10 protein-coding genes and 2 pseudogenes are annotated in these 13,449 nt (G+C 42.0%); 1 reads left to right on the top strand and 11 read right to left on the bottom strand.

Annotated features, from left to right (window positions below; translation table 11 throughout):
* Window positions 1–4: 4 nt before the first annotated feature.
* The 11 genes and pseudogenes from G610_RS0118970 to G610_RS0118915 form a co-directional block, all read right to left on the bottom strand.
* Window positions 5–2,014 (bottom strand): ABC transporter substrate-binding protein, encoded by a 2,010-nt coding sequence (locus tag G610_RS0118970; protein ID WP_026526010.1) that lies wholly within the window; start codon window positions 2,012–2,014, stop codon window positions 5–7.
* A gap of 582 nt (window positions 2,015–2,596) precedes the next feature.
* Window positions 2,597–4,491 (bottom strand): annotated as a pseudogene (locus G610_RS24060) (extracellular solute-binding protein).
* Window positions 4,488–5,300, bottom strand: coding sequence for an ABC transporter permease (locus G610_RS0118955; protein WP_026526008.1), 813 nt, complete (start codon window positions 5,298–5,300; stop codon window positions 4,488–4,490). The pseudogene G610_RS24060 and the gene G610_RS0118955 overlap by 4 nt, the downstream one beginning before the upstream one ends.
* A complete protein-coding gene (locus G610_RS0118950; protein ID WP_026526007.1) occupies window positions 5,293–6,366 on the bottom strand; it encodes an ABC transporter ATP-binding protein in 1,074 nt (357 codons plus the stop codon). The genes G610_RS0118955 and G610_RS0118950 overlap by 8 nt, the downstream gene beginning before the upstream one ends.
* 17 nt (window positions 6,367–6,383) lie before the next feature.
* Window positions 6,384–7,430 carry a 16S rRNA (cytosine(1402)-N(4))-methyltransferase RsmH gene (gene rsmH, locus G610_RS0118945; protein WP_051198140.1) on the bottom strand — a complete coding sequence of 349 codons (1,047 nt, stop codon included), beginning with the start codon at window positions 7,428–7,430 and terminating at the stop codon, window positions 6,384–6,386.
* Window positions 7,431–7,573: 143 nt separating this feature from the next.
* The gene (locus G610_RS0118940) at window positions 7,574–8,662 is read right to left on the bottom strand and encodes a GGDEF domain-containing protein (protein WP_026526005.1); all 1,089 of its coding nucleotides are present in this window, start codon (window positions 8,660–8,662) and stop codon (window positions 7,574–7,576) included.
* A gap of 83 nt (window positions 8,663–8,745) precedes the next feature.
* Window positions 8,746–10,170 (bottom strand): alanine/glycine:cation symporter family protein, encoded by a 1,425-nt coding sequence (locus tag G610_RS0118935; RefSeq protein ID WP_026526004.1) that lies wholly within the window; start codon window positions 10,168–10,170, stop codon window positions 8,746–8,748.
* Between the two features lie 28 nt (window positions 10,171–10,198).
* Window positions 10,199–10,951: a GNAT family N-acetyltransferase gene (locus tag G610_RS0118930; protein ID WP_026526003.1), complete on the bottom strand. Its 753-nt coding sequence runs from the start codon at window positions 10,949–10,951 to the stop codon at window positions 10,199–10,201.
* A gap of 127 nt (window positions 10,952–11,078) precedes the next feature.
* On the bottom strand, window positions 11,079–11,555 hold the full coding sequence (locus G610_RS0118925) for a DNA-deoxyinosine glycosylase (protein WP_155831072.1): 477 nt from the start codon (window positions 11,553–11,555) through the stop codon (window positions 11,079–11,081).
* Between the two features lie 26 nt (window positions 11,556–11,581).
* Window positions 11,582–12,250, bottom strand: coding sequence for an HD domain-containing protein (locus tag G610_RS0118920; protein WP_026526001.1), 669 nt, complete (start codon window positions 12,248–12,250; stop codon window positions 11,582–11,584).
* Between the two features lie 143 nt (window positions 12,251–12,393).
* Entirely contained in the window at window positions 12,394–13,065 is a 672-nt protein-coding gene (locus G610_RS0118915; RefSeq protein ID WP_026526000.1) for a DUF5680 domain-containing protein, read from the bottom strand.
* A gap of 185 nt (window positions 13,066–13,250) precedes the next feature.
* On the opposite strand from G610_RS0118915, the pseudogene G610_RS0118910 reads away from it, so the two are divergent.
* Window positions 13,251–13,449, top strand: a pseudogene (locus G610_RS0118910) (IS110 family transposase); the annotation flags it as partial.

Below are 13,449 nucleotides of genomic sequence, written 5' to 3'. Positions count from 1 at the left end.
CTTATTAGTTTGTTGTGAACTCTGTCATGATGTACTTGAAGCAGCTCCACCACCACCAGGGACCATTGTATGCGTTATCAGCATTAGGATAGTTGCCCCAGTATGTGCTGTTTGTAGGAACGAACTTAACACCTGAATGGAATGCAAGGAAAGGCATTTCTGTAAACTGAATCTTGATGAATTCCTGAGCGAGCTCATAAGCTTCATCAGAATCTGGAGAAACCTTTGCAAGCTTGTGAATTATGTCTGTAGCTTCCTTGTTGTTCCATCTAACGCCCTGACCTGATCCGATCTCTCCAAGAGGAACGATAAGATCTGCGTCATAGCCGTTGATCTGTGAATAGATGTCCTTGGTTATGAAACCTGTAGGCCAGTAGCCGGCGATTTCATAGTTACCTGTACCACCGTTAGCATCCCATGTAGCAGATGACTCAGAAGAAATGTTGCAGTTAAGACCGAACTTTGTCAGCTGGTCATAAGCAGCCTGAACGCCACGTCCTGCCTGAGCTTCTGTGTCTGCAAGATATGTAAGGTTGATTGTGAAGGGTTCGCCACCAAAGTACCAGCCGTCATCCTTCTTCTCAAGGCCAGCCTTGATGAGAAGCTTCTCAGCTGCTTCAGGGTTATACTTAAGGCATCCTACACCAAACATGTCCTCAAGATATGCATCGTCGCCTGTGATACCAAGTTTTTCAGCCATACGGTTCTTGTACTCTGAATCCCAGGGCTTAAATGTTGTGCCATCGCCAAGGTCAAGTTCGAAATCTTCAAACCAGCTGAGCATAGGCTTTGCATAGAGTTCCTGGAATGCAGATGTGTTGCAAAGGATACCGAACGGTGATGACCTTCCTGCACCATCAAATATGTTCATTGAAATCTCATCGAAGTTCATGGCAAGTGCAATACCCCATCTGAAATCAGGATTGTCATAAGGAGCTCCCTGGCCTTCTGAGAAAGCAAGTCCCTTTGAGCAGGGATCATCAGATGTAGCATAAGGGAATTCGTTATACCATGCGGAGATCTTGTCGTTCGATGACATCATAGCTGTAAGAATCTCAGGTGTAACTTCGCAGAGGATGTCAACTTCGTTCTGGATCATTGCCATCTGTCTTGTTGTGTCATCGCCAAGATAACGGAACCATACATATTTCTCAGGGCACTGTTTTCCTGTTACAACACCAACAGTTGTGTTCTGCCAATCCTCACGGCGCTCATAAAGAACCCACTTTCCAAGAGGATCGAAGCTCTTAACTGTGTAAGGACCTGCAACTACAGGATTCTCATCCTTAAATGTTGAAGGATCGTCTACCTTTGAGTAGATGTGCTCAGGAACGATTCGAAGATCGTTACCCCAGATGGTAACACCCATCTTCATTGCAAGACGAGGGAATGATTCCTTTGTCTTAATAAGAACTGTGTAATCATCAGTAGCTTCTACTGACTCAAATATTGAATTGTAGTAATCACTTGCTCCGATGTTAGGAGTGTTCATGATCATGTTGAATGTGAATGCCACATCGTCTGCGGTCAGGTCTTCGCCATCTGACCACTTGATGCCCTGTCTGATCTTGACAGTGTGCTCCGTAAAATCCGCGTTGGACTCCGGCATTCCATCTGCTACTTCACCAAACTGCTCACCTTTTGCTGTGTCCATCTCCCACATCATTGCTGACATAAGCTGGTGGATACCAAATCCGGTTGTGGTGCCCTGCATGTAAGTATTAAACTGTCCCGGTACGTCAGTAGGTGTCTGTGTCTCAACAATAAGTGTCTCGTTTCTGGGTGTTCCGACTTCTGTCATCTCACCGCTTGCAGTGTCTGATGAAGCTGTAGCTTCCGTTGTTTCCTGTGTAGTTTCAGCAGCTTCTGTGGTATCCCCTGCTGTCTCGGTGCTCTCTGCAGTTGTTCCTGCACTCTCATCTGTTCCTGTAGCCGGAGCGGATCCGCCGCCACAAGCCATGAGCGAAATGGTCATTGCAGAAGCCATTAGTATGGAAACCAATTTCTTTCTCATTATGAAAATTCCTCCTCTAATAACTAACTAACCTTTATATTCCGCTGCGATAAGGCCTAACCCCTAAATAACCCTCCTTTCCTTTAATTTGCCTTACCCTGCAGATAGGAAACATAATGTATTTTGCGAAAAAACCCCTATTTTTTCCGCACTTTAATAAACCGTTATAAACGTCTCTACACGGTTCAAATTTTCTCTGTGATTTTAAAAATGGGATATAAGCCGTGATACGACTTAATTGATTGAAATGTCAGAATAACACTTGCCCAATAGTAACCCCATTCCTCCCAAAAGTTTTTGCTGACCCTTTTATCATTTCTAAAAGAGTTTCCCCAAATCACCTATCAGGATGACTCCCCGTGTCATTTCTCCTTCAAGGTTTCTTCATGTTATCATCAAAAGCTTTTGGGTGGAATAGTTTTTATGGGCAATTTGTATAGAAAAATGTCATTTACGACATTTTTGTTGTCATTTCTGTTCAAAAACAAATGGTTTTATTTATTTCAACAAGATTTTTGTTTGAATGGAAAAATAATAGGCCTGTCTACTTAAAATATAGACAGGCCCGGTTGATATCTGTATCTAATATGACTTTACTTCTCTCCACAAATCGCTTAAGTGGCGGTCGGCTTCTTCCCCAAGGCTTACCTGAACCTCCAGATTGTACTTGGAAAGATCAGGGAATGCTATGGGTGAATGACGGATATCTTCATCCTCTATCAGGTCTCTTGCCGGAATATTGGGCGTTGAGTAAGTGATATACTCAAAATTCAGACAGGCTATATCGGGACGACAAAGATAATTTATGAACTTTTCCGCATTTTCCTTATGCCTTGCGCCTTTTGGAATTACCCAGGAGTCCATCCATAGGGCTGTTCCTTCCTTGGGAATCACATAGTCAAGATCGGGATTTTCGCGCTGGGTAAATATAGCTTCGCCTGAATAGATTACTCCAATGGCTGCTTCATTTCCTATCATCTTGTCGCGGACCTGGTCGATGACATAGGCCTGAACTAAGGATTTTTGCTGCTGCAACAGCTTTTTGGATTCCTGAAGCTCGTCTTCATCAGTGGTGTTCATGGAATAGCCAAGGTATTTTTCTGCCACCATGAAGGCATCCCTTACAGAATCCTGCATCAAAATCTCGTCCTTGTATTTTGGATCCCAGAGTATGGACCAGGAATCCACCTTCTCTTTTACCATGGTCTTGTTGTAAAGAATGCCCACGGTTCCCCATACATAGGGCACAGAATAGCGGTTTTCCGGGTCGTAGCTGACAGCCTGAGCCCAGTAGTCATCACCGATATTTACATAGTTCGGAACATTGTCGAAGTTGATTTCCTCAAGAAGATCGTTGTCGATCATCTTTTTTATCATGTAATCCGATGGACAGACCAGATCGTACTTCACAGCGCCTGCCTTAATCTTGGGATACATTATCTCATTGGTCTCATATTCATCATAGACGACTTCTATGCCGGTCTCTTCCTTAAACATGGTGAGAATCTCGGGATCAATATATTCACCCCAGTTGTAAACATATACGACATTATCATTTTTATTTTCTGATGATTCGCTTTTGGCGCAGCCGGAAAGCCCTGTCACCATTAAAAAGAGGCATGCTAGTAATAAACGTTTTCTCATATAGCGCCTCCGTTTCCGGAACTTACAACCACTTCTTTTCTGGTTCTTACGCGGATTTCTCCCTCTGGACGTTTTGTCCAAGGCCTGTAGTTTACCAGGAACAGGAGAATAAGGATCGTTAGGAACATGATGGTTGAAAGCGCATATACTTCAGGGTTGATTCCCTTTTTTACTTCTGAATATATCTTGGTTGAGAGTGTATCAAATCCAGGTCCCTGGGTGAAATGGGTAATGATGAAATCATCAAGGGACATGGTAAAGCTCATAATAAAGCCTGAAAGGATTGCTCCCATAAGATCAGGAAGTACCACCTTGAAAAATGCATACAAAGGTGTTGCTCCAAGATCCAGGGCTGCCTCGTAGGTGCTTATCTTAAGCTCTCTGTAGCGGGGCATAACGGACAAAATTACGTATGGAATATTGAAAGTGATATGTGCCAAAAGCACAGTTGTAAAGCCCATTGTAGCTCTTGCTGCAATGAACAGAAGCATAAGGCTTACGCCGGTAACGATATCCGCATTAAGCATCGGAATGTTGGTTACGCCCATGATGATGCTTCTGCTTCTTTTTTTCATAAAAAGCATGCCTGTACATGCAGCCGTTCCAAGAACCGTAGCGATAAAAGCTGAAAGGGAGGCAAGTATTATGGTAGTCTGAAAGGCCTTCATTACTTCTTCATTTTCAAGAAGCCCTATGTACCAATCCAGGGTAAAGCCGCCAAAATGGGAGCGGGATTTACTGGAGTTGAAGGACAGGATCATAAGGGTTGCGATAGGCGCGTACATGAATATCAGAACCAGAGTCAGATATATATGTCCAAGTGTCTTTTTCATCTGATATCCTCCCTGTCATATTTGGATGTGATGAGCATACTGATAACAATAAATACCATCAGCACCACAGAAAGCCCGGCTCCGGCGTTCCAGTCGGAATCCTGAGTAAAGAGCTGCTCAATTACATTACCGATAAGTAGTATTTTTCCTCCGCCCAAAATATCTGAAATTACGAAGGTGGTAAGACTTGGCACGAAGACCATGGTGATACCAGAGATGACGCCGGGAAGGCTTAGGGGCCATATAACTCGTAAGAAGATTTCCTTGTAGCCTGCGCCAAGGTCCTTTGCAGCGTTAATAAGATCCTTGTCTATTCTTGAAACGGAATTATAGACAGGCAGGATCATGAAAGGCAGAAAATCGTAGACCATACCAAGAAGTATTGCCTGCGGCTTATTGATTATATAAAGAGGCGGAAGACTAAGAGCTGAAAGGATGCCGTTAATCACGCCTTTTCTTTCAAGGATATTTTGCCATGCATAGGTTCTGAGCAGGGAATTCATCCACATGGGAAGTATAAATAAAAGTGACAGTATCGATGAGTTGCTGCTTACAACCGTTGAAAGTATCAGTGCCAGCGGGTATGCGATTATAAGGCAGATAAGGGTAGCCCCAAATGAAAATGCCATTGATAGCATCAGTGCCTTGATGTTTACATAGGAAATAATATCCGCCACATTATCAAAGGAAAATGCCCCGGATGCGTCTGTAAAAGCATAGTAAATTACAAGACACAAAGGAATGATTATAAAGCCTGCGCTCCAGATAATATAGGGAGAAGCCAGGAATCTTACACGTTTATCACTCATCTATTTCCACCGCTTTCTCATCATCATATTCAGCCTTGTGCATTATCTGAATATCAAAGGGATCCACATGGATTCCTACTCTTGAATCCACAGGAACGCAATCTGTGGAATGGACCACGAACTCAAAGCCCCTTGCCATTACGCACATTTCATAGTGAACCCCCTTGAAGATAACGTCAGTTACAATGCCCTCGATGGTTCCCTTTTCAGGCTCTGTAAGATCAATATCCTCAGGTCTTATAACCACGTCTACAGGGTTATTTTCCCCAAACCCTGTATCTACGCAGTCAAACCTTGCCCCGAGAATCTCAACAAGCTTATCTTTTATCATAATTCCTGAGAGGATATTTGAATCTCCTATAAAGTCTGCCACAAAGGTGTTTTGCGGCTCGTTATAGATGTCTGTTGGAGTTCCTATCTGCTGGATGTATCCCTGATTCATAACTACTATTGTGTCAGACATGGTTAGAGCTTCTTCCTGATCATGGGTTACATACACAAAGGTGATGCCAAGCTCATTTTTAAGCCTTATAAGCTCGTACTGCATGTCCTGGCGAAGTTTAAGGTCAAGAGCTCCTAATGGCTCGTCGAGGAGCAATACCTTGGGTTCATTAACGATAGCCCTAGCTATTGCTATTCTCTGCTGCTGTCCGCCTGACAGTGAATCGGGCATTCTGTCTCCAAAGCCGTCCATATTTACAAGCTTTAGCGCGTATTTGATCTTATCGTTTATATACGATTGGGATTTCTTTTTGATTTTAAGACCAAATGCAATATTTTCTGCAATGGTCATATGCGGGAAAAGGGCATACTTCTGGAATACAGTATTTACTTCCCTCTTGTTGGCAGGAAGAGATGTGATATCTTTTCCCTGAAACATAACGGCACCGGAATCCGGTGTCTCAAACCCTCCGATTATTCTAAGTGTGGTGGTCTTACCACAGCCGGAGGGTCCAAGGAGCGTCACAAACTCATTCTCTCTGATATAGAGATTCAGATCGTCCAGTATTGTTGAGCTTCCGTAGGATTTTGTGATGTGCTGAAGATCGATGAGTTTATTCTGCATTTTTATCTCCTCATATTTTAATTCTGTTTTATTGCCCATCTCATTTTGGTGGACTTACTTCTGGGGTTTAGTCTGCACTCCTCCTTGGAAGGACGGATTACATCACTTGAAACGTCGCTGTAAATTCCCTGCTTTTTTAGCTCCTTAAAGGATTTTTTAACAAGCCTGTCCTCGCCTGAATGGAAGGTAAGGATCGCCACGCGGCCGCCGGGATTAAGGATTCCGGGAAGCTTTTCAAGGAATGAATAGAGAACCTCAAACTCGCTGTTTACATCTATTCGGAGAGCCTGAAAAACTCTTGCGCAGGACTTCTTTATGGCCTGCTCCTTCTCTTCCTTTGGAACCTTCCACAATGCGGACTCTATAGCTTCTCTGAGCTCTGTTGTGGTATCCATGGGCTTTCCTTTACTCATAAGCATAAAGACCTTGTCTGCGATTTCTTTAGCATAGGGCTCATCGGAATTCTCAATCATCATTCCAATGAACTCTTCTTTCGTAATATTATGAAGTCTCTCTGCAGCAGACTCACCATGGTCAGGATCAAGTCTTAGATCAAGGGGTCCGTCAATTTTATAAGAAAATCCTCTCTTTGGATCATCTATTTGCATTGATGATACACCAAGATCCGCAAGAACGAAATCAAATTTTCCTGCTTCCTTGGAAACTTCATCTATGTTGGCAAAATTTATAAGTCTGAACTGAAAAACATCCTCTCCAAAGCCTGCTGCCCGAAGCCTTTCAATTGTCTTTTTGGATTCAATTGGATCAACGTCAAGGCCGTAGATGCATCCGCTTCCCTGTAGCTTTTCCAGCATTTTAGAGGTATGTCCGCCATATCCAAGGGTACAGTCAAGGCCTTTTTGCCCCGGCTTTATATCGAGAAAATCCAGAATCTCCTTTACCATGATGGATATGTGCATCCCCGCCGGGGTAGAGCCCTTAGCTATAACGCGGGCAACAGTATCTGCATATTTTTCAGGGTTCTGTTCTTTATATTTTTCCTCAAATTTCTTTGGATATTTTCCTGAGTAATGAACTCTTCTCTTGTGTGCTTTTTCTTCCATTATTTTTTGTCCTTTTCATGCATCTCAAATCATAATGCCTGCCAAATTATATATGTACATAATACCATCTTCAGATATTTCATGACATACCGGCATAAAAAAGGGAAGCGCTTTACTTGCGCTCCCCTTCTGTCTATCTATACCTAATTTACAACAACCTTATTTTTACCTGTATTCTTAGCCTTATAGAGAGCTTCATCTGCTTTCATAAGAGTATCGGAATAATCACCGCTATAGCTTGATATACCTACCGAAATTGTAAACGGCACAGGTCTGTCTGTAGCATTTTCAACATCAATTCTGAATTGTTCCATACGCTTGTATGCATCGTTTATGTCACAATTTCTTAGGATTATAACGAATTCTTCGCCACCATATCGAATAACATAGTCATCCTTATGAGTCTCTCCGGACAGTTTCTTACCCATATAAAAAAGGGTCAAATCACCGGTGTAGTGACCATTCTCATCATTGACTTTCTTAAAATCGTCGATATCCACCATGGCTACAGCTATACGCTCATCAGGAGAAATAAACTTTAAAGCATTTCCGGAAACAATTTTTTCCAAGAGATGTCTGTTATATACGGAAGTCAGAGGGTCAGTAATCATTGATAATTCAAGCTTCTGAGATACTCTGTAATGATCAAGATAAAATGCCGTCATAATGTAATGAACAACCATGATACCAATTATGCAGGGAATCTCCAGCGAAAGAATTACTTCATAATTAGTGTAATGGTTAAACATATTTGTGATGAAGATTTCAATGATGAACACAATTCCATTTATGATGGTATCTTCCGGCGTTGACACAAATCCAATAACAATCCAAAGAAGATTTACTATAATGATTCCCGTAATTGAATTGCTGTTATCAATAAGATTATATGCTGTCCAGCTCGCTGCAATGACCATTCCATGTCCAAGGAAAAAGTCCATGACAACCATTACCCTGGTACTTTCGTTTATGTTCGTAACAATAAAGAACACAGCGATAAATGCCAAAATGGATAACCTGGGAATGAGCGTGGGAAAGACAGATCCATTTATCATGTAATCTGAATAAATAAAGCAAATGGTAGTCAAACATGCCACGATCAGACTAAGCTCAACTATGCCCTGATAGTATTCACATTTCTTTTTATAAAAATCCGATTTTTCGCTTGGGCTCATGGTCCAAAGGTCCTTCAGCAAGCCAAAAATCGTCTTTACCCCTCTAAGTATTCTCATATCTGATACCTCTAACCAATATTGTATCAAACATTTAAGGTACTATAAAGCTATCTTGATTTCCTTACGGAATCCAGCTTTCCTTAGCCCAGAACTCCCTTTTTTGAATTCTTTATAACCGGGATTTCTGAATCATCCTTATCCTCTATATGTTCTCCGCTGAATTTTTTTGTCTCCTCCACGATAGTTCCTGTAAGGAGCAAAACAGCGATAACGTTGGGAATTGCCATCAGTCCGTTTAAGAGATCCGCGATGTTCCATATAAGATTAAGTTCTACAAGAGAACCTGCAAGGATTCCCAATATCCAAAGAATCTTGTAAATAATAATAACCTTTTCGCCAAACAGATAAACTGCACAGCGCTCACCATAATAATACCACCCAAGAATAGTTGAAAAGGCAAAGGTCACAAGCCCTACCACAAGTACAGGAGCTCCGATAACCGGTATCATGGAAAATGCCATTGAGGTAAGTTCCGATCCGTTTCCGCTAAGAGCATCTATGGATGGATGCTTTATTATACTGGAAACCAGCACCAGGCCTGTCATCAGACACACTACTACTGTATCCCAGAAGGTTCCTGTCATGGATACAAGGGCCTGTCTCTTGGGGTTTCTTGTCTGCGCTGCAGAAGCTACCAGGGGTGCTGAACCCATACCGGACTCATTGGAAAAAAGTCCTCTGGCGAATCCGTACCTGCAGGCAGCTGTTATAGTACTACCGATAAATCCGCCTCCTGCTGCCCTTGTGGAAAATGCGGAAGTCACTATGGTTACAACTGTTTCTCCAAGTACACCTGCGTTCATCACAAGAATAATGATACAACCAAGTACGTAAAATGCGGCCATGAACGGTACCAGTTTTTCAGATACGCTGGTTATGGACTTTATTCCGCCCAAGATAACAAGGCCAACCACAATACAAAGTACAGCGGCTGTAATATAGGTGATAATTTTCCCGGAAGCCTCATCTGTTGCAAAGTTCTGTCTCACATTAGCCACAACGGCATTGGCCTGAACTGAGCATCCAATACCAAAAGCACAGATTGATGCCAGCATGGAAAAGACAATTCCAAGCCACTTTTTGTTAAGCCCTCTGTCTAAGGCGTACATGGCTCCGCCAAGCATTGAACCATCTTCACTTTTTACACGATATTTTACAGCGATCAGCGTCTCAGCGTACTTGGTGGCAATTCCGAAAATACCTGTCAGCCACATCCACAGAACCGCTCCCGGCCCTCCCAGAGCGATAGCTGTTCCGACACCGATAATATTTCCTGTTCCGATTGTGGATGAAAGTGCTGTCGTAAGGGCGCCAAACTGGGATACATCTCCCTCAACATCAGGGTCCTTTGTAACCGACAGCTTTATGGCCTTAAAGATTTCCTTCTGAATAAATCCGGTCTTAAAGGTCATAAAAAGATGAGTACCAAACAGCAGGACAATCAACGGCCATCCCCATAAAAAGCTGTCAATACTCTCGATAATTGATGAAAAGCTCACTTTAATATTTCTCCATTTACTTTATTCTTTAGTCTCATTCTTCTATCTTCACAGCTTCTGTTTCCACCCATGTGGGCCTGAAGCCGCAATTTATGGCGATATTCTGAGAATGAGTATTGGCGGCTGCTGTGCCATAAAAAGGCACTTCGCCCCTTTCAATTACTTTGTTTTTAAGCAGCATCACCAGATAGGTTCCAATTCCCCTTGAGCGATATTCCGGAATAACATCAATTCCAACCTGCTGCCAACCGGGTGCATCCTCAGAGCATCCCGCCATTCCTACAATTTTATCCCCTTCCATGGCAACGACTGTGATTTTGTCAGGTCTTACAGGACAGGGCGCCGGATATGCTATGGCATTCGGGAACCTTGAGTCTCCATAAAATTCATTAATCTCATCATCGTAAAACCATTTTACCTGAAATCTTTCTTCAACCTGGACATCGCATGAAGGCAAAAACATATGATGTGTCGAAGCCATCTGATATCCGTACTGCCTTATCTCATTGTCGATTTTCTTTAGGTTTTCAAACTCAAACAGTCTGTGTCCCTCTACGTCTTTGATCAGATTCCGAAGGAACTCATGCAGGCGCTCGTCTGCCATAATAACCGTATTCCCGCCAAGGGTCACCATTTCCAATAACGGTACACCGGGGCTGTAACTCCTTCTGCCCTCATTAAGCTTTGAAACAGTAATTATATTCTCCTTCGCCTGAAGGTCCTCTGGCGTACAGTTATAATCCTTGGACAGCTGCAAAAGTAGTCTCTCATAGTAATCTTTAAACATAATTATAGTTTTCCCCTATGTAACATAATACCACGCTCTGATACTTTATAGTCCCAGCCAATTCTAATTCCTATAATGCCTCTTCCGCTGTTGGTAACATACCTTTCCTCCATAATTGTACTGATATTTATTCCCTCAAAACTTTCCATTCATTTTTAAGTCGTTCCATATTCCAAGCAGCATTTGCCGGACTTGTAGAGGGAAGACAAACTGCTTCTCTGTCTATCAGTGGCTTTGTGTACTTTTCGTAATATTTATAAGCAGTTTTGCCATTCACATATATATTTCTAATATCTGCTGTTTCCAGGATAATACTAAGATCATTGGGAACAACATTCTTTATGCTCGCATCCGATGAGCCCGTTATATCACAAGATTTTATAACGTCCCACACTGCAATATTATGCCTAAGTAAAAAGGCTCTTTTCTCTTCAATTGTCTCCGGCTGATCATCTTCGAATATTGCTGCAATCAGCTTCCAAAAACGATTCTGGGGATGGCCATAGAAAAAGCAGGCTTCCCTTGATTTCACAGAAGGGAAGCTCCCCAAAATCAGTACCTTTGAATTTTCATCATAGACCGGTGGTATAGGATGTATTACCATTTTTTCTTCCATGCTATTTTAGAATTTCAGGATGCACATTCTTCCGCATTTGCTTTATCTTCACTAACAACCGGTGGTTTCCACGGTTTTGGCGTAAGAAGGGTAGTCTTTCCTATATCAGGAAGCACGTCATAGATTGAACATCCCATCTGCTTTTCAAAATCCTCTTTAATACCAAAGGCTATCTCCCAACCCTTGATGTAATCTTCCATGATTCCATAACGTCTTGTGACGTCTACAAATCTTTTCTCCAAAATAACAAAGCCATAATCTGTGGCAAGAGAATCACAAAGCTGTATGAGTCTGTCATAGTCATCAGCTTCAGTATTCATGATAAATTCTTTTATAGCTTTTTCGTGTTCTGCCTCAGGCTCATAACCCATAAACTCATCCTTCATCTGAAGATAGGAATGAGTCATACAGATCCTGGCCGCTTCATCCCAGCCTTTTTCCATGCAGTATTTGTAACCTTCATATACATGGGTTGGAATATCAACAAATCCATATTTTACTCTTCTGCCAATATCGTGCAAAAGCCCCACAATATACGCTTTTTCTGAATCCATACCGGGAATTTTCTCCGCAATATTTCTGGCTGCTATTCCGGTATTAATTGAGTGCTTAACCCAGGGTCCGGGATTACGCTCCTCTGCGATTTTTAATTCCTGCAATGCTTCTTCTGCTGTCGGTAACATACCTTCTCCTCCAAATATAGTGTAATTCACAATTTATACCGCATAAATTTCAGAAATTTCCCTCTATATCCTGCCTTTTCATCCTATCACAAAAAACAGATTTTTCTGTGTGATATTGGAGCTGATAATATAACATCGTAGTTCTACTTCATTAAACCACCATGAAAATAACACTCATATACTCTTAAATTGTTACAGCAAATCTCCTCATAACCCTGAAACCAGTGAAAATCCCCAGTGACGCTGCATTTATAGGTATACTCTCCTGATTGATAGTATTCTGGTCCTCTGTAAGGCATATTTCTATCTGCTTTTCTAAGTGATTCTTTTAAGAAATCCCCGCTGAAACGCTCATCAAGAACCCGCCCCAAATAGTTCATGGCATACTGTATTTTCCCATCCAGCCAAATGGCCTCTTCACCTGCAAACTGTTCACCGCCTACATACGTATCGTGATATGTATATGGACCATTGCTATATGAAAAATCGTGGGAATCATACCTTGTAGGAGTAGTCTCATTCATATATGCAGCATAGGTATTAACGTTGGCTTCAAGTCTAAAGTCAATCAGCTTACTGATGTCACTCTCTTCCTTGGTATCAAAACTTACCATGCATTCCTGATCACGAACCAGATAATCCACCGTAACATTGAACAGATTTCTGATCTGAATGAGATTACTTATATCAGGGTACACCTGACCGGACTCCCATTTTGCAACAGCCTGCCTTGAAACATCCAGCTTTTCAGCAAGCTCCTCCTGGGTCATACCTTTACTTTTTCGAATCAATTGCAATTTCTCAGAAAAAATCATATTCATCACCTCCACAATCAATGTACTCTCTGGAATAGGTAAAATACATTGATCATAGGTTGCGTTTTTGCTACTTTAGACAATATGTAATGACCTCCATTTTGTAGCAACGTGGATTTACCTGTATACTATAGTTGCTAAAACAAATGGTAACAGGGATTACCGCATACAAAAGGAGGTCACAAATGAATAATACCACAGTTTACGTAGGAATGGATGTCCACAAAGAAAGTTTTACACTTTGTGCTTATACTCTGGAGAAAGAGAAAGGCTCCTATTCCAGAAGAACACCCGCAGATTATAAGGAAGTCCTGAAGTATCTGGAATTCCTTCGCACCGTCTACGGAAACGATACTATCTTCGTATGCGGTTATGAGGCGGGCT

Origin of the sequence: Butyrivibrio sp. MB2005 (assembly GCF_000424285.1) — a bacterium.
In the GTDB taxonomy this organism is placed as follows: Bacteria; Bacillota; Clostridia; order Lachnospirales; family Lachnospiraceae; genus Butyrivibrio.
Note: the sequence above shows the minus strand (reverse complement) of the source record. Positions and strands in the feature narration are given on the sequence as shown.